Below are 23,157 nucleotides of genomic sequence, written 5' to 3' on the forward strand. Positions count from 1 at the left end.
AGTGAACTGCTCTCTAACGAGATACTCCACGCGGACGAGACCACACTGACCGTGCTGCGGGAAGATGGCAGGAAAGCTACACAAAAAAGCTATGTGTGGGTCTACCGGACCTCTGGGGACAGTGAAAGGCCGGTGGTTCTGTATGATTACCAGCCCAGCCGGGCCGGGGAGCACGCCAAAGATTTCCTCACCGGATTCTCCGGGTTCCTCCACACGGATGGGTATGAGGCGTACCACTGTAAGCTGCCGGATACAATTGCTGCGGTTGGATGTTGGGCTCATATGCGGCGGAAGTTTACAGATACGCTTAAAACCCTGCCAAAAGAGGCTAAAGAAAAGCATCCGGCACAGATCGGCCTACGGTACTGTAACAAGCTGTTTGAATTGGAAACAGGGTACACGGAGAAAAAGCTCTCCTTCCAGGAGCGGTTTTTGGAAAGAAAAGAGTGTTCCGTGCCAATAGCGGAGGAGTTTTTCTCCTGGGCAAAAAATGAATATGACCATAATCCCGTGCCAAAGTCTGCCTACGGCGCGGCGCTGACCTATGCTGTGAAACAGAAAGAGTGGCTGATGCACGTGTTCCTGGACGGTCGCTTGGAACTGTCCAACAACCGTGCGGAGCGGGCTGAATAGTAACCTTGCGGTTACTATCGGCCCTTTGCCGTGGGCCGGAAGAACTGGCTGTTTTCCAACACGCCCAGAGGGGCCAGCGCCAGTGCAGTCGCTTATTCTATTGTGGAGACTGCTAAAGCCAACGGCCTGCGGCCTTTCCGGTACTTCCAGTTCTTATTGGAACGGCTGCCGGTAGGAACCTCTGCTGACGATTGCGCGCCTTGGAATGATGCGGCACAAGACTTGTGCCGATAACCAGTTGGCCAATTTAATGCATTAATTATTTCAAAGAGTGGCTCCTTATGGGAACCGCTCTTGCTTTTTTCCTTTTTTACGAGGGTTCGAATCTATTTTTCGCTTACTTACATCCGCGTTTTTGACCTTTCAAATCCAGGCTTTCGGGCATCAAAAAACCGCGCCACGGCGCGGTTTTTTGAGCGAATATCTTTTTTATATCCACAGGATGGTCCGAGTGGCGAGACTTGAACTCACGGCCTCTTGACCCCCAGTCAAGCGCGCTACCAACTGCGCCACGACTAGGCAAAATCTGTTGAAATTACTGGGTTTTTGAAGACAGGCCGCTTGATTCAGTCAAACATTTGGCGCTTGATTCTTCACTTGATTTACTATACCACCCAGCCGCGAAAAAGTCAACCCTATACATCAATTTTTGCAAGAGGTTATTATTTATTCGCTTTTAATTCAGCCTTATATCGGTAATACGTATTTCTCGCAAGCCCTGTCAGTTTCATTATCTCGATATCCGACAGGCTCCCGCCAAAGTCTTTGCAGTGCTGCAAAATGATGGGCTTCATTTCAAGGCTTTTCTTAGTGGTCAGCCTAGCTCCTTCCCGCTGGCCTATCTGCTTCCCATTAAGGCGGGCCGTCTGTATGCCCTCCCTTGTGCGCTGGTGCAAGTCCTCAACTTCTTTTTCGGCTTGGTCAAAAGCAAGCCTGATCTGTTCTTTTGCCAATGCCATCAGGTATTGATTCACGCCTCGCAGAATGCAGTCTACCGCTGTCCCCGTCATAGGCACACTGCTTTCAAGCGCCTTACGGTAAGTGTCTGTATCGATATGGTGTTCCTTTAGAAACACAAGAGACACACCACGCTTAAAAAGTTCCTCATAGACTGCAAAGCCCTCTTCAGCGTTACGGCTCATGCGGCTCACGCTGTCGAACACCAGAATATCACCCGCTTTGACTTTTGTAAAAAGTTTCTTCCACTCTTTGCGATCAAATTTTATTCCTGTATAGGATTCTTGCACGATTATAGCACCGGGGTATTCTCGCTCAATATTCCTGATCTGCCGTTCAATACTCTGCTTTGCCGTGCTGATTCTCGCATAACCGTAAATGCTCATTGCTGTATCTCCCACTAAAAGTATTTGATTTATCGTTCGTCAGATTTGATACTTGCATTATACCCTAAACTGGTGCTAAAGTCAAGGGGTTTTAATACATTTCTTAAAAACGTCAGATTTGATACTTTGCAAACAAAGAAAAAGCGGGAGTAGTTTATTGCCTACCCGCCGCTTCCCTCTAAGTATATCTACCAGGGGGCTACTATACATTTGTAAGAGTATTACCATAAAGAAAAATATCAGTAGTTGCTCTGCGTTCGCATCTGCGGCATGTCTTGAAAATCCTCGCCAGCATACCGCCCAAACTCCGCAAGGGGTTTTTGCAAAAGCGCCAGCATAGGGTTATTCGGATCTTTAGCCGTACATGGTGTATTCTTGCGGTACTCTGTAACCTGTGTCCAGTGCGCCAAAAGATTGTTTTTAGCTTTTATGCCTTTCCCAGCATAGTACCCATATTCCTGGACTTTCGCCATGAACGCATTGAAACAATTCTTAAACGCTTCTGCTTCTAAAGGATTACTCAAATCGCTAAAAGAAAAGGATTTTTTATAACTCGTACCATCAACACCGCATTCAACAAGCACCTTATCCCGCGCCCAATCGTGAATATTATACCAGTAGTACGGCGCTATAATTCCAGTACGCCGCGCACCAAGTGAAGTATTAAGGCCTCCAGACACAGCCGCCAGAAAATAAGCATACTCGTTGTGTGGGTTTTCTGATAAGTGATCCGCCTCAATTCCCGCCGCAGAAAACCTTTTGTGCATCTCAACTAGTGCAACTTCGATCTCAGATGTCACTTTACCAATCAAAGCGTCTGAAAGATAGCCCATATGATACCCGCAAATTATTTCAGCCGTAGAGATAGGCACTTTGTTTAGTTTTACTCTCAAGTGGCCTTTATCTGTAAGCTCCCATGATGATATTGTGTTGAAGATGTAACATAGCGTTTCGTTGTATTCGGTGTTTAAAATCTTTCCCGATCTGTGGCACAACTGAATACAATTTCTTTTTGGGCTATCAACTACCCTAATCATTCCGCTACTGTCAGGGCTAGCACTCAGTGTGTTATATAGGCTATCTCGGTTTACCTCATAAACTGTATGTGTTTTCAAATACTCCGCATACTCACCAGTGGTAGAAATATTAGCGGAGTACTTTCTTTTTAAGTCAACCTCTATCCCATTGATATTCTTAAAATCTGTTTCTTGGTATATGGCGTAAAGTACGTTACTTAGCTTGTAGATTGGATCTATTCGCGATGGTATTACAGAATTGCCTATCAATGAAAATTTTCCTACTTGTTCTATATGAGCTTTCAACAGTTCATAAACGTACACTTTGCCATCTGCTCCAGGCTCTAAGCCAGTATAAACACCTGCAAAGGCTTTCACATCCACCCTATACAAACCCTCAAATTCATAACCGATAACTTTCTCAGGTGATTTTGTTCTACCGACTTCCAGAACCCAATCGCAGTCATCATCGAAAGAAAAAATTTTGTTGTAGTATACTTTCCTTCCGCTTTCTTTGAATAATAGTTCTTTCATTTTACATCGCTCCTTTTTGCATTTCTACTGTAATCCTAGCCAAAAATACAGCGCTCCTTTACAGAGAAAAGTTCTAAAATTAAATCATGCTTTTGGGAAGCCGCATAAAACCTAACAATTTTGAGTTCCGCACTAAAGGAAACCCTTAGAACACTCACTTACGTTTATACATTGTGAACATTCTGTTAACAAAATAGACTTACTGCCGTTTGGCCTCCTACCGCGCCTATGATCTCTGCTCTATACATTATTCTTTAAGGGAAAGCGATTTCTAAAGTCCCGGAAGCCGCATAAATACTGGGTTTTTCGAGAGTCGGTTTTCAATTTTAGGAGTTTTATAGTAACAAATCAAGCGTAGAAACTGCAACTGCCCCATATAAAGAAAGAAATGAGTAACACATTTAAGCTTGGCTGTGGTACTGGCTAAACTCTACGTAGAAATTAGTTTGCAATTCCTACTCCCTACGACATCTAAAATCTTGTGCAAGACTGTAGTTGCATATCCCATAAGAAAAAAGAAAAGTATCCTCTCTGATCTATGCTGCCGTATCTGCGCCGGGTTCCGCTTAGGGGCTACACCCGGCTTGACACTAACGTAATCTTAGATGTGGTACAGATTGATTCTGCGGAACAAATGTTACTGCGATACAATCAAAGGTTTTCGTGTATGGGCTTTATCAAAAGTAAGCGGCGGGGCAACTGCGCACAACAAAGGCGCCTGTTGACCCAGAGCGGGAAGCCGTAAACCCATTGGTAATATTGCATAAATATCAGGAAAATTCTACCTTAATTTCCGTTGCCACATGCATTTTCAAGCACAAGGCTTTAATATAACCCTTGCGCCCAAAACTGCATATTTCATTCCTGATATATGACCACTTCCCATGCAGTATAAAATTTTTGCTTGTTGTTTTCCATACGACTTGTACGAAACTTTATTAATCTATAAGGCAGTCTGCTGCCTTTAAGCCACCCTTCTATACTCTCAAATGATCGAGACAATTTTCGGTTTTGCCGAATATCCATTCTTTGAATAAATGCGTCTTTCTCCTGCTTTGTCAGCAGTGGTCTATTCACTATAGAATCAAGATATCCTGCAAGGCTTTCCTTGTGCCGAACTTCTTCGACAACGCTATATTTATCGAGCTGTAATCGTTCAGCGATATAACCTCTGTAGCCATCTTCATGTGTCATAATCTCATCGTACACAGCTATTGTTTGTTTTGCATAGCCAACCTTAGTAGGCGCAAGCTGTTTTTCAAAATAAGTCTTGCCATCGATTTCTATAGGAACATCTACCACAACACCCAAGCTGTCATTGCTCCTATCATGTGCGGCGTTATAATTCTCTGCTCCCTCATCGGTAAACTGGTCAGTTTTCTTTACTAGCTCTAATAGCTTGCGTTTAGCTCCCGCAATGCGATTGTTACCGTAGTTGCGCACGTAAACATTGACCGTATCGCTTATATCCAGCGGTCGCTTTCGTCCAATGCTTTGTATAACGGCATCGGGGTCTAGCATATCGATAACAATAATATTTAACTCTGAATCCTTGAAAGTTACGCCAACATCCAGTGCTGGTGTGGTGAATAATAGATTACAGCCAAAATGTTCTGTTGCTATCATAGCCGCTATCGCGTCCTCGTCCATACACTTTGCATAAGTCGAATTACTTTTGCTGCAAAGGAATAAGCTGTTTTGCTGATATTTGCAATGTAATTCATAAGCTTTTTGTGCGCTCCATAGAAAAAAGATACCTTTCTTGTTATCCTTGATAATCTGATTTGCTAAAATCTCAAATTGTGATTCTTGCGAGAAGTAGTTTAAGCTGGTTATATTAGAGTTTGCTATAGGCACAAAATATTCTGTAAAGGGTATCTTGTTTGCTTCTAGGTGCGCTTCAATTCTATCTGGGGTTGCTGTGAGAAAAATCTTAACCGCATTTTCCTGGCCTACAATCCAGTCAAAAGAAAGATCTGTTTGTTTGCTAAAGCTTGAATCACTGATGAAATAGTGGACTTCATCGCATATGATAATATCCCAATCTTTCGTTATAGGCTTACCAAATTTTATAGCGGCCTCAAGGCTCTGATAAGTTGCAAGGGCTATTGTGTCGCTATCCCCAATTTCTTTTTGTAGCTGTTCCTTTAATAGCGCTCGTGGGACAAGGTATAGCACTTGCTTATGTTGTTCTCTGTAAAAGTCGAGCAAATTGTTCCGCACAAAATAACTTTTTCCTGTCCCGGTTCCGCTACAGATAATGGTATTACTGCCGGGTGTCCATGATTGAATGTCATTTTCATTCAGCCATTCGCTAAGCTTTCCAGGGATATGGCTAAAATAGCGTTTATCCTCTTCGCCGTTAATGTATAGTGGTAGTCTAAATCGCATACGCTTGCACTCCTTTAAAATAAAAAATGCCGCAACAATGTTAGGCTAGTAATGGTAGCCTTTCCAATGCTCGACTTGTTTGCTGTAAGCGTCCCCTTTTCCGGAACGCATCTTATTCACTTGTTCCATTATGATACTATCTTTACCGCCCTTTGTCAAGGGGGTAATTCAATCTTTCCAAACCCTTTCAACTCCGAAAGCAAAGCGCACTTTCCCGCCGCTTGCGCTAATGCTCAAACGGTCTGCCATGCTAATAGCCCTTGCAAGCCTCCCAGCCGCTTCACCGTCCATCATGATTAAGTCGGGCATATCCAGCCAAAGTAAGGCGTTCTGTTCATGTGGGTTAGGCTCATAGCCGCCTACTGTGCATCCATCCAGCCGCTCTAACTCTGCCCTGATTTTGTAGTACAGGCGTACTTTCTCAAAGTCTGCTCGTTTACCTATAAAGTTCTCGTTGCGGTCGTGCATTTCTGCAATCTCCTCCGGAGTGTAATCCTTGCTCATTTATGAAAACCTCCACTTCTATAAGTAGCCTTACGGCTCTGCTTATATTACAGAAAATCAAGGGGTTTTGCTAACTTTGAGAGAAAATTTTTTCTTTGTTTATGGGAAACGGCGGTAAGTACTTCAGATTACACTATACTTCTGTATTTTTTTGTATAGGTTATGATGATATCTCTAAAAGCAGTATATCGAACTCCAAAAGAAAAGCGGCGGGAATGGGGTTAAAAACTCTCATAAAATAGTGGTTCGGTGGCAGTTCGCAAAACCTAAGTTAATCAACAGCATAACGCCTTTACTTTAGTGCGATAAAGTGTCTTTTATTCGGGTTCGGTGATTCTCTGTACAAAAGCCATGTGTGCAGCATATATACACCAGCATCACCAGAAATTCACGCCACCTCAATACTCATGCACACGTTACCCGATAAAATGAAAAAGCTATAATTGAATTGGTTTAATCTCGTTTCGTAAGTACTTTTGAGGGCTTGATCATCAAAAAAATAATTCTGCATGATATCCATTCTGAAATCCACACTTTGATTTTCTGTCATGCTTTCGTCTATCCCATAAGCTACAACCGTCATTGCGTTCACTGTTTTGAAAAAATATGCAATGTCTTCCACTGCTGTATCTGGTTCAGCTGCAAAAAGCACGTTGTCTAAAGTCCCATCTTCGTTAAAACATATAGTTGCCTTTGTCCATGTTGTTGGCTGAAAAGAGTTATTGTCTTCCGATAACATCTCGATTTTGTCCGGAGTATCAGCTTCACCAATGTATTCATTATATCTCTGAACAAAATTGTTATAACCTTCTTGAACTAGGGGCGATGGCGTTGGTGTTGCTGATAATCTCGATTCTAGTGCATCAATCTGTTCTTGCAGCTCACTGTTTTGTTTATTCAGTGCATCAAGTTCTTCTTGTGAAACCGAGCTTCCACATCCCGTAAGCCAAAACGCAACCATAACTGTCAACATCAGTACAAGTACCCTTTTCATCGTCCAATCCCTCCAAGCGATTTCCGTATTCTAATTTCGATATCGAATTTGGAATATAGAATCAGTATAACAGACAGGCTATACTATGTCAAGAGGGAGGGCGATACTTATGCCAACTTTTATTCCCAGGCGTCTGGAAAAAGAAGTTATCAGTATGCGCATAGCTGTTGATCTGCTACAAGAAGTCGATTCCAAAGCCGCCGCTTTTGGCATAAGCCGAAACGAGCTTATCAATCAGATGATCCAGTTTGCATTAGATAATATGGCGGACACCCAAAACAAATAGCATTACAAGCCCTAAAAAGCTCTGTGTCGGCTTTTACAAGATTAAACGTGTCCCAATACCTTTAAGCCTGTATAATCGATTCTAGGGGCAAATACTTCAACATTTTATGTAAAATTTCAAGGCGTGAATACTGACCTACTGAGGGCACATCCCGGTAAAAGGAAATCTTTGAAAATGTTTTGTACCCCCCTTGGCTTGTATAGGGCAACTACCGCCCGCCGCTTCTTGTGCTAAATAAAAAAGCCCCAGCGCAATGCCAGGGCTTCCCTATATATAAACTAGCTTTCCACTAGGGTTTGTTTACGGCCTCGCTGGTAGGCTCCGTTCTTGCGATCTCGCGCAGTACTACCTTCCAGTCCGCATAGTGTGCCGCCCATGTCCCCTCCCAAAATGGGGCTAAACCAGTTTTCCCAAAGTTAGCCGTTCTGAAAAGCTGATCGAGAATTTCCCTAACTTCTCTCGGTTCTGCATCGACATTGGCAAATACCGGCTCATCGCCACGATCGGCTTTCAAGGAAATACGCACTTCAAACGGCCTTGCCATCAAAGATACTCGCGCAACGGAACATCCGTCAAACTGTTTTGGTAGCTTTCCAGTGTAAGGTAGCTCAACCTTATCTTCACGCAAGCTTGGCCCAGCAGCCTTGATTTTGCTTATATCAAGCACAAAGCCGCCGTATTCTTGTCCGTACTCGTTCACTAATACCATAGCTAACCCTCCTTTATGCGCTCTTCTGCGCTGCTTTCCAGTCCACAAAATGTGCAAACCAAACTCCCGACCAAAAACTTTCAAGGCCAGTGCTGCCGCTGTTTGGAGTTTCAAAAAAGCGGTCAAGTAGATTCTCAATCTCAGGCGGCTCCGCATCGATAACGGCAAGCAAATTCTTTTTGTCTCTGTAAGCTCTAAGGCAAACCCTGACATCACGGGGTTTAACGATCAAAGAAACTCTTGCGTTCTCGCAGTCCCTAAACTGTGCTGGCAGTCTGCCAGTATAGGTAAGCTCAATTCGATCCCCGCGCAAGCTGGGGTTTTCTGCTTGAATGTTGTCCATGTCCAGGGCAAAACCGTTGTACTGCTCAGTGCTAAAAATACCGTTTCTTAATTTCATAATGAAAACTCTCCTTATCTACTCTTCTATATTTACAGGCCTACATAAATCTTTGCTAACTTGTCACCGCTTTTTCTATGTGCTGCACAATTTTCTGCCGTGTTACAGTATGTTATTTGTGCATTTTAATCTTGTGCTTTTGTTTGCCCTGTAGCTGGGCTAAAGGTGAAACGCTGTCGTACTCTCTTGATATATCCGCATCGAATATAGCGCAGTAGTGTTTTGTCATCTCCAAAGTTGAATGTCCCAACAAGTGTTGTAATGTAAAGGCGTTTCCTTGACAATCAACTAAATACTTTCGGGCAAAAGTGTGTCTGAAAGCGTGAATGCTTGTCTTTAGTACACCCCGCCGCTTGTTATATGCTGCAATACTATTGTACATGGCATACTCGCTCAAAGGCTCTCCAACGTCATTACAAAACAAGTAATCTTCTTCCGCACCACCACGCACCCGCATATACTCTTTAAGCACCTTTACCATTTCTGCGCAAAGGGGCGTTGTCTGTGCATGTCCGTTCTTTGTGTGCCGTAGGTATATTATCTTTGAGGGTAGATCAACGTCTTTAATCTTGATATTACGTACCGTTGCCGCTCTGCATCCGCTGTTTATTAGCAAGTTGACGATAACCCAGCTTCGGTATTCTGTAAATCCGCAACGCTTCATGTCGGGCTTTTTTAACAGCCGTAGCAGTTCCTCATCCGTATATAGCTCCTTGATTGGCTCAGAGGCCTTGTAAGGCCGCATAGTAAGCCGTGTAATACCCTCCTCATTGCACCACGATAGAAAAGCCTTGAATGAACGCACGTAACTTTTGATTGATGTTGGAGCTAAACTTGCGTTTCTCATACTGACTATCATGGTATCAAGTTTTTCCCTCGTCACTTCTCCTATAGGCGTTGCCATGTCCAGGTGCTTTCCTATAGCTGAAAAATGCTGTTGATAGGTTTTCAAAGTCTTGTCCGCAAGCCCCGCCGCTTTCTTGGCAAGCAGAAAATCTTGAAGGACTTCCTCTAAGGGTATGGTGTTTTGCACTGCGATTTTGACCATCTCTCACACTCCTTGATTCTTCGAATTTTGCAAAAAATCAAGCGCTTCGGTTATAAGAAATATAACCCTTGACAAAACAAAAAAACCGCTGAAACCCTAGAGATTTCAACGGTTTTATGGTGGTGGTCCGAGTGGCGAGACTTGAACTCACGGCCTCTTGACCCCCAGTCAAGCGCGCTACCAACTGCGCCACACCCGGACAACGTAGATAATTATACCCTATCCTGCCGGAAAAAGCAAGATCTTTTTGCAGATTTTTTGAATTTTTTCAGCAGGCGACGCCTTTCCCAGAATTGAAGGCCAAAAACCTGCAAGAATACAGGTTTTTGGCCCTCCTGTCTCTCTATCCTGCCGCTTTTGAAAGCCTGGGATTTACAGCACCTTAGATAAAAACTCCCGCAGCCGGGGGTTCTGGGGATTGCCGAAGAAATCCTCCGGGGCGCCCTGCTCCGCGATGTTCCCCTCGTCCATAAAGAGCACCCGGGTGGCAACAGAACGGGCAAACCCCATCTCGTGAGTAACCACCACCATGGTCATGCCGTCGTCCGCCAGCTCCTTCATAATCTCCAGCACCTCCCCCACCATCTCCGGATCCAGCGCAGAGGTAGGCTCGTCAAAGAGCATCACATCCGGATTCATGGCTAAAGCCCGGGCGATGGCGATGCGCTGCTGCTGCCCGCCGGAAAGCTGCTTGGGATAAGCGTCGGCCTTGTCCGGCAGGCCCACCCGTTTTAAAAGCTCCAGGGCTTTTTCCCCGGCCTGCTCTTTTGTCATCAGCTTCAGCTTCACCGGGGCCAGCCGGATGTTCTCCAGCACAGACAGATGGGGGAACAGGTTAAACTGCTGGAACACCATGCCCATGCGGGTGCGCAGCTTGTTGATGTCGGTTTTGGGGTCGGTAATGTCTACGCCCTCAAAGGTAATAGTGCCGCCGGTAGGCTGCTCCAAAAGGTTCAGGCACCGCAGGAAGGTGGATTTGCCCGAGCCGGAAGGCCCAATCACCGCCACCTTCTCCCCCTTGTGGATATGCTCGTTGATACCGGCAAGCACCATATGATCCCCAAAGGCTTTCGTCAGGTTTTTAACGTCTATCACTGGTGCGCAGCCTCCTTTCCAGCAGTCCCAAGAGTGAGGTAAGGGCCAGCACCATAATCAGATACAGAACGGCGATGGCAATATAGGGTACAAAGGGCGAATAGGTGCGGCTTTGTACAATCATAGCACCCTTGGTCAGATCCGTCAGGCCGATAAAGCCGCATACCGAAGTTTCCTTCAGCAGGGTGATAAGCTCATTGCCCAAAGCAGGCAGTATGTTCTTAACGGCCTGGGGGATAACGATGTACCGCATGGTCTGGGCGTAATTCAGCCCCAGGGAGCGCCCGGCCTCAGTCTGGCCCAGGTCGATGGACATGATGCCCGACCGCACGATTTCAGCCACATAAGCGCCGGAATTGATGCCAAAGGAAAGGGACGCCACCCAAAGCATGGAATCGCTGCCGGCCCATTGGAACACGATGAACCACATAATCAAAAGCTGTACCGTGGAGGGCGTGCCGCGTATGACGGTAAGATAGAGCTTGCACAGCCAGTCCAGCACCCCCAATACGATATGCCCCAGGCCCTTTTGGTTCCCCCTTTGGGAATCATGGGCAGAGCGCGCCACCGCCACCAGCACGCCGATGATGGTCCCCAGCACCAGCGCCAGCACCGTTACCTCCAGCGTGGCCGCGATGCCGGATACAAAGTACCGCCAGCGGTTGTCCGTTATGAATGTCTGTGTCAACTGGTCCAACAGCCATTCCATATTTTAACTCCTCCTCTTCCCAAGGCATCAGGGGGGCTTTTCGGAAAAAGCCCCCCCTGGCAGCGTGGCGCTGCCCAGCCTATTCCTCGTGCCGCATGCCTTAATTACTCGGCGGTAATGTATTTGTCCACGATTTTCTGTACTGTGCCGTCGTCAATCAGCTCGCCCAAGGCGGTGTCCACCTTCTCCAGCAGCTCCTCGTTGTCCTTGGCAATGCAGATGGCATACTCTTCTTCAGCATAGGCAGTGTCCAAAATCTTCAGCCCCTCGTTGGCAGCCACAAAAGCCTTGGCAGGCTCGTTGTCAATAACCACGCAGTCCACCTTGCCGGAAAGCAGGGCCATCACCGCGTCTGTACCCTTGTTGTAGCGGGTGACGTTTTCCTCGCCAAAGCCGTCCTCCTCTACAGGGGCAGAGCAGTAGATGTCGCCGGTAGTGCCCTGCTGCACGCCAATCTTCTTGCCGGCCATATCGTCAATGGCAGCAATGTCGCTGCCCTCAGGCACAATAACCACCTGCACGGCAGTGGCATAGCTGCGGGTAAAGTTCACGTTCTTCTGCCGGTCCTCTGTAACCGTCATGCCTGCCATGCCCATGCTGGCCTTGCCGCTCTGGACGTTGGGGATGATGGCGTCAAAATCCACGTCGGAAATTTCAAAGTCCATGCCCAGCTTGTCTGCAATGGCCTTGCCCACCTCGGCGTCAATGCCCACAATATCGTCGCCTTCATAATACTCGTAAGGCTCGAAGAAAGCGTTGGTGGCCATCACCAGAGTGTTGTCCCCGTCGCCCGTGTCTGCGGGCTGGGCGGATTCCTCCCCGGCAGCTTCGGAACTGGAGGCTGCGCCGCCGGGCTGGGAAGCGCCGGAAGCCGCGTCCTTCGATTCGCCGCAGGCGGCGAAAACAGTCATCATCAGCAGCAGGGCTGCCAGAAGCATTGCAAATTTTTTCATGTTCTTTCTCTCCTTACTGGGCCGTTTTCCCCTTCTTTATTGTGAAAACCGCGGCCCGTTTGTGAATTATGGTTTTAGTACAGGCCCTATTATACAGCATATTTTTTCAGTTGAAAAGGGGTAAAACGGGAAATTTACCGAGTTTTATGCACATGGTTTTGTATAAAAATACAACTCCGCCCGTTTTCCCCTCCCTTCCCGCCCAGTTGACAAACCCTGATTGGAAAGGTAAACTAATTCTGTAAGGAAGGCTCGTAATCACAAAACGCGCGCCATCACAAAGGTTTTTAACAGCAGGCACGGCGTTTTTCCTGAAAATTCCCTGCCCGGTGTCTGGGGCGGCAGGTTTGCAGGGCAGCCCCCAAGAAAGCCGCGCGGAAAGGACGAGAGTATGGAAAAGTACAGCATTTCGCAGGTGGCAGAAAAGTTCGGGCTGGAGCCGCACACCCTGCGGTTTTACGAAAAAGAGGGGATTGTCTCCCCGGGCCGCACGCCCAGCGGCATCCGCACCTATACGGAGGAGGATGTCAGCCAGTTGGAAACAGCCCTGTGCCTGAAAAGCACAGGCATGCCCTTAAAGGAAATCAAGCGGTACTTCCAGCTGGTGCAGGAAGGGGACGCAACCCTGGACCAGCGGCTGGAGATTTTCACCTCCCACCGGGAACGGGTGATAGAGGGCATTGCCGTGATGGAAAAATATCTACAAAAAATCGACCACAAAATTTCCTGGTATCAGGGCTTTGTGGCAAAGAAAAAAGGGGGAAACCAGGAAAATATATGAATAAATTGTAACAGGACTATTGCTTTTCTATAAAGGACAGGCTATACTAAGGGTATAAGCCTGAAAGCCCCCGGCCTTTTCGCTTGCCGGGGGCGCCTTTATTTTCATCATACTTTTTGGAATAAGGAGAGTGAACTGCGTTGGAAAAGATCATACGTTTTTTTAAGCTCAAGGAACACGGCACCGACGTAAAGACCGAAGTTATCGCCGGCATCACCACGTTCCTGTCCATGGCCTATATCCTGGCTGTGAACCCCAGCATGCTGGCGGACGCGGGAATGGATCAGGGGGCTGTGTTCACGGCAACCGCCGTGTCCGCCGCCATGGCCACCATCATCATGGGCGTTTTCGCAAATTACCCGGTAGCCCTGGCCTCCGGCATGGGGCTTAACGCCTATTTTGCCTACACCGTCTGCCCCATGCTCATTGGCATGGGCATCACAGACCCCTGGAAGGTAGCCCTCACCGCCATCCTGGTAGAAGGCGTCATCTTCATTATCCTGTCTTTCTTCAAGTTCCGGGAGGCCCTGGTCAATTCCGTCCCCGCCAACCTGAAGTACGGCATCTCCGCGGGCATTGGCCTGTTCATCTCCATTGTGGGCCTTAAAGGCGCGGGCATTGTCACCACAGACGCTTTCGCCATTGTGGCAGAGGACGGCACCGCAACAGTCAGCTCCTCCACCCTGGTCGCCATGGGCAACCTCAGCGATCCCGGCGTAGTGCTGGCCTTTGCAGGGCTTATCGCCATTGGCGTCATGTGGCACTTTAAAATCAAGGGCGCTATCCTGTGGGGCATTCTCGCCACATGGGTGCTGGGCATTATCGCCCAGCTTGCCGGCTGGTATCAGGGCCTGTCCCTTATCCCCGATTTCAGCGCCGGCATCCTGCCCCCGTCCTTAGCCCCCACCTTCTTTCAGTTTGACTTCGCCTTTGTGGGCCAGCATTTTGTAAACTTCGCCGCCATTGTGTTTGCTTTCCTCTTTGTGGATCTGTTCGACACTGTGGGCACCCTTATCGGCGTGGCCGACCAGGGCGGCCTGCTCACAAAGGACGGCAAGCTGCCCAAAGCAGGGGCTGCCCTGATGAGCGACGCTATCGGCACAGTGGCAGGCTCTGTGCTGGGCACCTCCACTGTCACCAGCTATGTGGAATCCACCGCGGGCGTGGCGGAAGGCGGGCGCACCGGCCTGACCGCTATCTCCACTGCCGTTATGTTTGTGCTGGCCCTGTTCCTGTCCCCCATCTTCCTGGCAATCCCCAGCTTTGCCACCACGCCGGCCCTGCTGTTTGTGGGCCTGCTGATGATGAAGTCTGTGCTGAAGATGAAGTTTGAGGGGGATATCGCCGACATCGTTGGCGGCTTCCTGGCCCTCATCATGATGCCCTTTACCTATTCTATCGCCAACGGCATCATGTTCGGCATCCTGGCCTGGGTTGTCCTGAAGGTCTGCACCGGCAAGGTTAAGGACGTGCATCCCGTTATGTGGGTGGCCTTTGCCCTGTTCGTGCTGCGCATCATCACCCTTGTCATGCCGGCCTAAAGCCCTGGCGCGTCCACGTCTGTCCAAGAGCCTGGGGGCTTGTCCCCAGGCTCTTTTTCTGCCCAGGCCCTTTGCACCCCTTTGTAAAAATTTACGCTCCCATATTGCAAAAACCCAAAAACTGTGATAGGATAGCCATGCACGCAAAAAGCGGCGGAAGCGGGAAACCGTTTGCGCTGTTTTTTTACATAAAGCTTTCTGCAAAAAACACAGAAGAAACGACGCAGGGCCTGAAAGGCTGCTTTTCCAGGGTTTTTCACAGGCATCCTGTATACGGTTCTGCAACGAAAATGGAGGGTATATGGCACAACAGCGGATTCGCAGTATGACAGAAGGAAGCCCTGTAAAGCTGCTCATCAGTTTTGCCCTGCCGCTAATGGTAGGCAATGTGTTCCAGCAGCTTTACACGGTGGTGGATACGGCAGTGGTGGGCCAGGTGGTAGGCGTGGGGGCGCTGGCCTCCCTGGGGGCCGCAGACTGGCTCAACTGGATGACCTTAGGGATCATCCAGGGCTTCACCCAGGGCTTTGCCATTTTAATGGCCCAATATTTCGGCGCCAAGGACTACCGCCAGCTTTCCCGCTCTGTGGGGGCCTCGGTAACCCTAAGCGCCATTGCGGCCCTTTTGCTGCTGGCGGTCAGCCAGCTTGCCATCCTGCCGGTGCTGGGGCTGCTGAACACCCCGGCAGACATCCTGGGCGGCTCTGTGCTCTATCTGCGCATCATGTTTGGCGGCATCCCCATTGTGGCGGCCTATAACCTGCTGGCCTCCATCCTCCGGGCCTTGGGGGACAGCAAAACGCCTTTATACGCTGTGGTGCTGGCCACCTTTGTGAACATCGCCCTGGATCTCCTCTTTGTAATGGGCTTTCACTGGGGCATCGGGGGCGCGGCTGGGGCAACGGTGTTTGCCCAGGCGGTTTCCACCCTATACTGCTATGGGAATGTGCGGAAAATCACCATCATCCGCCTGGAAAAAACAGATTTCAAGCTCCAGCGGGACATGGTGGCAGCCCTCCTCCGGCTTGGCTCGCCTGTGGCCCTGCAAAACGCCATCATCTCCGTAGGCGGCATGGTGGTGCAGTCTGTGGTCAACCGCTTTGGCATGCTGTTTATCGCAGGCTTTACCGCCACCAACAAGCTGTACGGCATCCTGGAGATTGCCGCCACCTCTTACGGCTACGCGGTCACTTCCTATGTAGGCCAGAACTTGGGGGCAAAGCTGCTGGGCCGCATCCGCCAGGGAATGCGGGCCGCCGCTTTGGTGGCCCTGATCACCTCCATGGTAATTGCCGCGGCCATGCTGCTTTTCGGCAAAAGCATCCTGGGCCTGTTCATCTCCGGCACCCCGGAGGAGATTGAAGCCTCCATGGCCATTGCTTACCACTATCTGGCGCTGATGAGCCTGGGCCTGCCCATTTTATATATGCTGCACATTTACCGTTCCGCCCTCATGGGCCTGGGAGATACCGTTATCCCCATGAGCTCCGGCTTTGTGGAGATGGCGGTGCGCATAGGCATTGCCCTTTTCCTGCCCCTGGCTATAGGGCAGGAGGGCATCTATTACGCCGAGGTAGGCGCTTGGACAGGGGCCGCCCTGCTGCTGGTGGCAGGATATTACGCGCGGATGCACGGGCTTAGCCAGCGGGAGCAGCGGGCTTTATAGGCAACACGGCAAAGCCGCATGCTATGGGGAATCTGTTTACCTAAATTGGTTTTACATTCGTTTTAGAATCAAATCCGTTTTCAAAAGGATTTGTGGGAGTTTGAGGGCAAGGCCCCCAAAGGGACGCGCAAGGAAGGAGTAAAACAATGGAAAAAGCGGTTCGCGAAAACAGTATCACCGAAGGGGTCATCTGGAAACAGCTTCTCATCTTCTTTTTCCCCATCCTCATCGGCACCTTTTTCCAGCAGCTCTATAACACAGTGGACACCATCATCGTGGGCCAGTATGTGGGCACCCAGGCCCTGGCGGCAGTGGGCACCACCGGCACCCTCATAAACCTGCTGGTAGGCTTCTTTGTGGGGCTTTCCTCCGGCGCCACCGTAATCATTTCCCAGTTTTTTGGCGGCGGCGACTGGAAGAACCTCTCCAAGGCCGTCCACACCTCCGTGGCCCTGGCCCTGGGAGGCGGGGCGGTTATCATGGTGCTGGGCCTGCTCACCGCAAGGCCCTCCCTGGGGCTTTTGGGCGTGCCGGAGGAAATCCTGGACGACGCCCTGCTGTACCTGAACATCTACTATGGAGGCATTGTTTTCTGCATGATCTATAACGTGGGCACCGGCGTGCTGCGGGCCATCGGGGACAGCCGTATGCCCCTGTATGTGCTCATTGCCTGCTGCCTTGTAAACATTGTGCTGGACTTGCTCTTTGTGGTGGTGTTCCACTGGGGGGTGATGGGCGTGGCCCTGGCCACCGTCCTTTCCCAGGTGGTCAGCGCTGTCCTGATCATGCTGCGGCTCATGTGTACAAGGGAGGGCTACCGGGTGGAGCTTCGGCACATCCGGTTTGACAGGGGCATTTTAAAGAACGTCATCCGCATCGGCCTGCCCGCCGGCCTGCAGTCTGTCATGTATTCCTTCTCCAACCTGGTTATCCAAGCCAGCATCAACTCCTTTGGCACCGACGCCATTGCTTCCTGGGCAGCCATCGGCAAGATAGACGGCTTTATCTGGATGGTGATGGGCGCTTTCGGCATCTCCATCACCACCTTTGTGGGGCAGAATTTCGGGGCCAGGAAGTACAGCCGGGTAAAGCGCAGTGTAAAGGTGTGCCTGGGGCTGACCTTAGGCACCACCCTGGCCCTCAGCGCCCTGATGCTGGCGTTTATGGAGCCGCTGCTGCGGTTTTTCACCGGGGACGAAACGGTTATCGCCATCGGGCAGCGCTTTTTGTGGATATTAGGCCCCTCCTATTTCCTGTTCGTGTTCATCGAAATCTTCTCCGGCGCCATCCGGGGGGCTGGGGAAGCCCTGCAGCCCATGCTTATCACCACCTTCGGGGTGTGCGGCCTGCGGGTTTTATGGATTTTTGCGGCGGTGCCCTTCCTGCCCACCATGGAGATGGTGGCTATGAACTATCCCGTCACCTGGGCGGTGACAGCCCTGGTGTTCACTGTCTATTATCTGCGGATGAACTGGCTCAAGCGCTGTATCAAGTCCAGCGGGGCGCAGCCGGAAGAAACGCCGGAGCCAGCCTGAGCCTTCCCTCTCCCTTTCCCAAACCATCCCCCTGCCCTCCTGCCTGCCAGCAGGAAGGCAGGGCTTTTTGCTTTCCGCCCCAGCCATGCACAGCCTGTCAGGGGAAAGCATAGCATATACAGGGCGCAAGTGGAAAGGAGGACTTTTTTTGGCAGAGTATGTAGCGACAGGCGTAGACATCTCCCAGTTTAACGGAGATGTGGATATAGGGGCGCTAAAGGGCAAAGTGGATTTCGTCATAATCCGCTGCGGCTATGGCAGCGACTACGCTTCCCAGGACGACGTACAGTATCAGGCAAATGTAAGGAAATGCGAAGCGGCAGCCATGCCCTACGGGGTGTACCTGTACTCCTATGCCCGCAACACGGACATGGCCCGCAGCGAAGCCCGCCACACCCTGCGGCTGCTCCAGGGGCGCAGGCCCCTGTACGGGGTGTGGTATGACGTAGAGGACGTGGCCCTGCCCGCAGGGGAAACCCTGATTGACAACTGCGTAACCTACTGCCGGGAGATGGAAAAGGCCGGGCTGTACTGCGGCATCTACTCCTCTTTAAACTGGTGGCGCACCCGGCTGAACAGCCCCCGGTTAAACCCCTTTGACAAATGGGTGGCCCAGTGGAACGACACCCTGGACTACCAGGGGGCAGGGCTGTGGCAGTATACAGACAGGGGCGTGATAAACGGCAGGCGTTTCGACATGAACAGGGCCTTCCGGGACTATCCCGCCATCATAAAGGGAATGGAGGGTACGGATATGACCCGAGACGAGGTGGCAAAGCTTGCCCGGGAGGAAGCCCAGGCAGTGTATGACAAAAACGAAGCCCGGTATCCCCGCATTTCCTCCCTGCCAGATTGGGCCAGAGGCCCGGTGGAGGAGGTCTACCGGCGGCTGGATCTGCTGGGCACAGAGGACAGCGGGAAAGACACCCGGATAGACGCCAGCGAAACCTATGCCCGGGCGCTGGTTGTCATCGAGAAGGTGCTGCGCCTGCTGGATGAGCTGGAGGAAAAAGAGCCATAAGCAGCAAAAGGCCCCCAATCCCTACGGATTGGGGGCCAAAGCTTTCTCGCGCCCTGTTTTTATTCAAACTGGGCGGCAGCCTTCTTCAAAGTCTCGATAATCTCAATGTGCTGGGGGCAGTGGGACTCGCAGTTCCCGCACTGGATGCAGTCGGAGGCCTTGCCGCCGTCCTTTGTCACCCTGCCGTATTCGCCCTTGGAGCTTTCCGGGTTATTATACAGGGTAAGCTTGTTCATGGCTGTGAACACAGAGGGGATGTTAATCTTCTGGGGGCAGCCGTCCACACAGTATTTGCAGCCGGTGCAGGGGATGGTGGGGATGCTGTTCAGGATCTCCACCGCCTTGCCCACAACCTCCCGTTCGCTGTCGGAAAGGGGTTTAAAGTCTGCCATATAGGAAACATTGTCGTTTAACTGTGCCTCGTCAGACATGCCGGAGAGCACTGTCACAACCCCGTCCAGAGAGGCGCAGTACCGCACAGCCCAGGAGGGGATGGACATCTCCGGATTGGCGTCCTTAAAGAGTTTCTGCACCTCGGGGGTCATGGTGGCAAGGGAGCCGCCCTTTACAGGCTCCATGATGATAACAGGCACATTGTGCCTGCGGGCCGCCTCATAGCACAGCCTGGACTGGACGCTGTCGCTTTCCCAGTCGGCATAGTTAATCTGAAGCTGCACAAACTCCGCCTCCGGGTGCTTTGTAAGGATATCCTCCAGCACGTCCGCGGTGTCGTGGAAAGAGAAGCCGATATGCTTTATCTTTCCCTCCTCCTTCATCTTCTGGACAAAGCCCCAGGCGTCCAGCTCCTCAGACTTTTTGGCGGTGTCCCGGTTCAATGCGTGGAGCAGATAAAAATCATAGTAGGAAAGGCCCGCCCTGTCCAAGGACTCCTGGAAAATGGGAGCCATGTCCTCGGGCTTCTTGATGTCGAACATAGGCAGCTTGCTGGCGCACTGGAAGCTTTCCCGGGGATAGCGATCCACCACAGCTTCCTTTAAAGCCACTTCCGATTTGCCGCCGATATACACATAAGCCGTGTCAAAATAGGTAAAGCCCTTTTCCATAAAGGCGTCCACCATTTTTTTCGTCTGCTCCATGTCAATTTCCTGATCCTTCATGGGCAGGCGCATCAGGCCAAAGCCCAGCTTTTTAATGCTTTCTCCTAAGTACTTGTCAGCCATTGCCAGCACTCCTTCTCGTTTTCTTCCTGAAAAACTGTTTTTTACGGGCCGCGTTGGAATGCCCCATCCGCGCACATTTTCAAAACAGGCATTCCCTTTCTTTATTATAAAGCTTAAAGCACACTTAAAGTCAAGACAGTTTTTTGTAAACACCTGTAAGATTTTTCCCCTGGCAAATTCCCGCCCCGCCTGCTATACTGGAAGAAGCACAGCGAAAGGGGAGAAACATCATGGACAAAAAACGGGTATGCAAAGCCGCGGCCCTGCTCTGCGGGCTGGCCCTCTGCGGGGCCGCCGTCTACCTGCTGCGGCCCCCCTGCCTGATTTTGCAGCACACCGGCCTGTACTGCGCCGGCTGCGGCACCCAGCGGATGGTAACCGCCCTGCTGCGGGGGGATATCCCCAGGGCCTTTTCCCATAACCCCTTTATGTTCCTTGCCCTGCCCCTGGGGGCGATCTATGCCCTGTGGGAGGGCTGGCGGTATGGGTCCGGAAAACCGCCCCTCTATAAAAGGAAGGGGACGCGCCTGGCTTTTTTAGGCGTGCTCCTGCTGGCGGCAGCCTTCACCCTGCTGCGAAACCTGCCGGGCTTCTCCCTGCTCGGCCCGTAGCGCCTGCCCCGCCTGCCCCTGCCGCCAGCAAGCTGGCGCCCTGGGGGAGGGCTGCGCCCTCCCGGCCCCGGCTTCGCCGGGGCGGCAGGCGGGCGGCCTTTTTGTTCCTTGCCTACTTCTTGATATACGCCAGCCCGCAGGCCCCGGGGCCTGTGTGGGTGCCCACAATGCTGCCGATGTCCAGCTTATGTACCTCCCGCTTTTTCAGCTCCCCGCTCATGAATTCCATAAAGTCATCCCGGGTCTGGGGCACAGCGGCATGTCCCACTGTCACGCTGTAGTCGGCGGAAATCGGCTCCTTGTCCACTAAGCCCTGCATAAACTTGAAAGCCGCTTTCTTCCCCCGGGCCTTGCCCACCACCTCAACCAAGCCGTCTTTCAGGGTGATAATGGGGCATATGCCCAGTATGCTGGCCACCAGGGCGCTGGTGGCGGAAAGCCTGCCGCCCATTTTCAAATACTTCAAATCGTCAATCAAGGCCCACAGCCGCACCCGGGGCACCAGTTCCTCCACCTGCCGGGCAATTTCCGCCCCAGGCAGGCCCCTGTCCCGCATTTTCACAGCCTCCTCCACCAGCAGGCCCAAAGCGAAGGTCACGTTCAGCGTGTCCGGCAGATAGATGTTCTCCGCCCCCAGGATGTCCTTTGCCACAGCGGCAGACTGGAGGGTGCCGCTCATGCGGGAGGAGATAAACAGGCACACCACCTCGTCCCCGCTGTCCTTGTATTCCGAAAATTTCTTTTCAAAGAAGGCCGGGGAAATCTGGGCGGTTTTAGGCAGCTCGCTTGCCTGGGACAGCTTTGCGTAAAACTCGTCGTTTGTAATGTCTATGTTAGCCCGGAAGCTTTCCTCCCCGAAATTCACCGTAATGGGCAGCATCTCCACGCCCAGTTCCTCGCACCGCGCAGGGCTTAAATCGCAGGAGCTGTCCGTTAAAATCTTTACCATATGCAGTCAGCCTTTCTCTCACTTGTATTATTATCACACGCTGCCTTTACAGCTTCAAAAGGGGCACTGTTTTGCGGCACGCCTCAATGGCAGCCGCGTCCGGCAGGGCCGGGATGGCCCCTGTTTTGGTGGCGCACACAGCCCCGGCGGCATTTGCGAAGTCCACAAAGCCCTCCAGCTCCTCCTGGGCAAGCTCCCCGGGCTTTTTGCCGCTCTGCACAATTTTCGCCAGCAGCGCCCCGAAGAAGCTGTCGCCAGACCCGGTTGTGTCCTTCACCTGGGTGTCATAGGTGTTCTTCCGGAAGGAATAGCCCTGGGTGAACACAGCGCACCCCTTGGGACCCATGGTCACCACCACCACGCTGACGCCCTTGGCAAGCAGGGCCTTGGCCCCCTCTTCCATGCCCTCCCGCGCAGTCAGCAGGGAAAGCTCCTCGTCGGAAACCTTCATAATGTCTGCCTGGGGAACCAGGCTGCGCATCCGGGCCACGCCCTCCTCCTGGCTGGGCCACAGGGGCGGCCGCCAGTTGGGATCATAGGCCGTCACCTTCCCCTGGCTTCTGGCATACCCCACCAGCTCCTCCACAGCGGAGCGGGAAGGCTCCGCTGTCAGCAGCAAAGAGCCAAAGCATAAAAGCCTGCACTGATCTATCAGCCTCCGCTCCTGCTCCCCGGCAGCAAGGCGGGTGTCCGCGCCGGGATTGCGGTAAAAGCTGAAGTCCCTGTCCCCTGTTTCGCTAAGCTGGACAAAGGCCAGGGTGGTGGCGTAGTCCGGATCCTGGGAAAGGCCCTGGGTTTCCACGCCGCAGCCCTGCAGGGTGTCCGCAAGGAAATCCCCGAACATATCCTTCCCCACCCGGCCTAAAAACCCGGCGGACACCCCGGCCCGCAGGGCCTGCACCGCCACATTGGCAGGCGCCCCGCCTGGATTGCGGGCAAAAAGCAGCCTGCCGTCCTCTGTTGTCCCTACAGGGGTGAAATCAATCAAAAGCTCGCCCATGGATAAAAGCTGTGCCATGTTTATCTTCCTTTCTATATGTATGTCCCGGAGCCGCCGCACCATCGCCGCGCATGGAAACTGCCGGTACAGCTTCTCAAAAATATACTCTACTATATAATACCTCTTGCAGGGCCTTTTGGCAAGATTTTTCCAAGGGATTTTTCTTAAAGAAAAGGCCCCTGGCAGAAGCCTGCCGGGGCCTTTTTCCGTCTCTCTTTTTAAAACCCGTTTGCCCGCCGCCGGATCTGGCGGCTCCG

General features: G+C 51.3%; 23 protein-coding genes and 2 tRNA genes. 9 read left to right on the forward strand and 16 right to left on the reverse strand.

Annotation, left to right across the window (positions count from 1 at the left end; genetic code table 11):
- The coding region (locus D1841_RS09850) for a transposase (protein WP_160642464.1) at window positions 1-633 on the forward strand (633 nt) is incomplete at its 5' end.
- 102 nt (window positions 634-735) lie between these two features.
- Complete coding sequence (locus D1841_RS19825; protein ID WP_157767197.1) at window positions 736-867, forward strand: transposase domain-containing protein; 132 nt, start codon at window positions 736-738, stop codon at window positions 865-867.
- Window positions 868-1,076: 209 nt separating this feature from the next.
- Here the strand turns inward: D1841_RS19825 and D1841_RS09860 are convergent.
- The 6 genes from D1841_RS09860 to D1841_RS09885 form a co-directional block, all read right to left on the reverse strand.
- Window positions 1,077-1,153 (reverse strand) — tRNA-Pro (locus D1841_RS09860).
- A 142-nt stretch (window positions 1,154-1,295) separates the two neighbouring features.
- Window positions 1,296-1,976 (reverse strand): recombinase family protein, encoded by a 681-nt coding sequence (locus D1841_RS09865; protein WP_160642455.1) that lies wholly within the window; start codon window positions 1,974-1,976, stop codon window positions 1,296-1,298.
- Between the two features lie 239 nt (window positions 1,977-2,215).
- Window positions 2,216-3,526, reverse strand: coding sequence for a hypothetical protein (locus D1841_RS09870; RefSeq protein ID WP_160642454.1), 1,311 nt, complete (start codon window positions 3,524-3,526; stop codon window positions 2,216-2,218).
- A gap of 858 nt (window positions 3,527-4,384) precedes the next feature.
- Window positions 4,385-5,917: a DEAD/DEAH box helicase family protein gene (locus tag D1841_RS09875; RefSeq protein ID WP_160642453.1), complete on the reverse strand. Its 1,533-nt coding sequence runs from the start codon at window positions 5,915-5,917 to the stop codon at window positions 4,385-4,387.
- A 168-nt stretch (window positions 5,918-6,085) separates the two neighbouring features.
- Window positions 6,086-6,421: a hypothetical protein gene (locus D1841_RS09880; RefSeq protein ID WP_160642452.1), complete on the reverse strand. Its 336-nt coding sequence runs from the start codon at window positions 6,419-6,421 to the stop codon at window positions 6,086-6,088.
- A 388-nt stretch (window positions 6,422-6,809) separates the two neighbouring features.
- Window positions 6,810-7,415 carry a lipoprotein gene (locus D1841_RS09885; RefSeq protein ID WP_160642451.1) on the reverse strand — a complete coding sequence of 202 codons (606 nt, stop codon included), beginning with the start codon at window positions 7,413-7,415 and terminating at the stop codon, window positions 6,810-6,812.
- Between the two features lie 109 nt (window positions 7,416-7,524).
- On the opposite strand from D1841_RS09885, the gene D1841_RS09890 reads away from it, so the two are divergent.
- Window positions 7,525-7,701 (forward strand): CopG family transcriptional regulator, encoded by a 177-nt coding sequence (locus D1841_RS09890; RefSeq protein WP_160642450.1) that lies wholly within the window; start codon window positions 7,525-7,527, stop codon window positions 7,699-7,701.
- A 289-nt stretch (window positions 7,702-7,990) separates the two neighbouring features.
- On the opposite strand, the gene D1841_RS09895 is transcribed toward D1841_RS09890, so the two are convergent.
- From D1841_RS09895 to D1841_RS09925, 7 genes are all read right to left on the reverse strand, one after another.
- Complete coding sequence (locus tag D1841_RS09895) at window positions 7,991-8,410, reverse strand: hypothetical protein (RefSeq protein WP_160642449.1); 420 nt, start codon at window positions 8,408-8,410, stop codon at window positions 7,991-7,993.
- A gap of 13 nt (window positions 8,411-8,423) precedes the next feature.
- Window positions 8,424-8,810, reverse strand: a complete 387-nt coding sequence (locus D1841_RS09900) for a hypothetical protein (RefSeq protein WP_160642448.1) — start codon at window positions 8,808-8,810, stop codon at window positions 8,424-8,426.
- Between the two features lie 112 nt (window positions 8,811-8,922).
- Window positions 8,923-9,858, reverse strand: a complete 936-nt coding sequence (locus tag D1841_RS09905; RefSeq protein WP_160642447.1) for a site-specific integrase — start codon at window positions 9,856-9,858, stop codon at window positions 8,923-8,925.
- 123 nt (window positions 9,859-9,981) lie between these two features.
- Window positions 9,982-10,057, reverse strand: a tRNA-Pro gene (locus D1841_RS09910).
- Between the two features lie 173 nt (window positions 10,058-10,230).
- The gene (locus tag D1841_RS09915) at window positions 10,231-10,953 is read right to left on the reverse strand and encodes an amino acid ABC transporter ATP-binding protein (protein WP_160642446.1); all 723 of its coding nucleotides are present in this window, start codon (window positions 10,951-10,953) and stop codon (window positions 10,231-10,233) included.
- Complete coding sequence (locus D1841_RS09920) at window positions 10,940-11,662, reverse strand: amino acid ABC transporter permease (RefSeq protein ID WP_160642445.1); 723 nt, start codon at window positions 11,660-11,662, stop codon at window positions 10,940-10,942. Before D1841_RS09920 ends, D1841_RS09915 begins: the two co-directional genes overlap by 14 nt.
- A gap of 104 nt (window positions 11,663-11,766) precedes the next feature.
- Complete coding sequence (locus D1841_RS09925) at window positions 11,767-12,615, reverse strand: transporter substrate-binding domain-containing protein (protein ID WP_160642444.1); 849 nt, start codon at window positions 12,613-12,615, stop codon at window positions 11,767-11,769.
- Between the two features lie 391 nt (window positions 12,616-13,006).
- On the opposite strand from D1841_RS09925, the gene D1841_RS09930 reads away from it, so the two are divergent.
- From D1841_RS09930 to D1841_RS09950, 5 genes are all read left to right on the forward strand, one after another.
- Window positions 13,007-13,396, forward strand: a complete 390-nt coding sequence (locus D1841_RS09930; protein ID WP_160642443.1) for a MerR family transcriptional regulator — start codon at window positions 13,007-13,009, stop codon at window positions 13,394-13,396.
- 149 nt (window positions 13,397-13,545) lie between these two features.
- Window positions 13,546-14,937 (forward strand): NCS2 family permease, encoded by a 1,392-nt coding sequence (locus tag D1841_RS09935; protein ID WP_160642463.1) that lies wholly within the window; start codon window positions 13,546-13,548, stop codon window positions 14,935-14,937.
- 301 nt (window positions 14,938-15,238) lie between these two features.
- Window positions 15,239-16,603 carry an MATE family efflux transporter gene (locus tag D1841_RS09940; RefSeq protein ID WP_201751234.1) on the forward strand — a complete coding sequence of 455 codons (1,365 nt, stop codon included), beginning with the start codon at window positions 15,239-15,241 and terminating at the stop codon, window positions 16,601-16,603.
- 146 nt (window positions 16,604-16,749) lie between these two features.
- The gene (locus D1841_RS09945; RefSeq protein WP_160642442.1) at window positions 16,750-18,138 is read left to right on the forward strand and encodes an MATE family efflux transporter; all 1,389 of its coding nucleotides are present in this window, start codon (window positions 16,750-16,752) and stop codon (window positions 18,136-18,138) included.
- A gap of 148 nt (window positions 18,139-18,286) precedes the next feature.
- Complete coding sequence (locus tag D1841_RS09950) at window positions 18,287-19,159, forward strand: glycoside hydrolase family 25 protein (RefSeq protein ID WP_160642441.1); 873 nt, start codon at window positions 18,287-18,289, stop codon at window positions 19,157-19,159.
- Between the two features lie 59 nt (window positions 19,160-19,218).
- Here D1841_RS09950 and D1841_RS09955 read toward each other — a convergent pair whose 3' ends face one another.
- A complete protein-coding gene (locus D1841_RS09955) occupies window positions 19,219-20,340 on the reverse strand; it encodes an aldo/keto reductase (RefSeq protein WP_160642440.1) in 1,122 nt (373 codons plus the stop codon).
- A 230-nt stretch (window positions 20,341-20,570) separates the two neighbouring features.
- On the opposite strand from D1841_RS09955, the gene D1841_RS09960 reads away from it, so the two are divergent.
- Window positions 20,571-20,951 carry a DUF2752 domain-containing protein gene (locus D1841_RS09960; RefSeq protein WP_160642439.1) on the forward strand — a complete coding sequence of 127 codons (381 nt, stop codon included), beginning with the start codon at window positions 20,571-20,573 and terminating at the stop codon, window positions 20,949-20,951.
- Window positions 20,952-21,063: 112 nt separating this feature from the next.
- On the opposite strand, the gene D1841_RS09965 is transcribed toward D1841_RS09960, so the two are convergent.
- The gene (locus D1841_RS09965) at window positions 21,064-21,900 is read right to left on the reverse strand and encodes a DegV family protein (protein WP_160642438.1); all 837 of its coding nucleotides are present in this window, start codon (window positions 21,898-21,900) and stop codon (window positions 21,064-21,066) included.
- A 46-nt stretch (window positions 21,901-21,946) separates the two neighbouring features.
- Window positions 21,947-22,918 (reverse strand): carbohydrate kinase, encoded by a 972-nt coding sequence (locus tag D1841_RS09970; RefSeq protein ID WP_160642437.1) that lies wholly within the window; start codon window positions 22,916-22,918, stop codon window positions 21,947-21,949.
- Window positions 22,919-23,157: the final 239 nt, after the last annotated feature.

Origin of the sequence: Neglectibacter sp. X4 (genome assembly GCF_009917365.1) — a bacterium.
Taxonomy (GTDB): Bacteria; Bacillota; Clostridia; order Oscillospirales; family Acutalibacteraceae; genus Acutalibacter.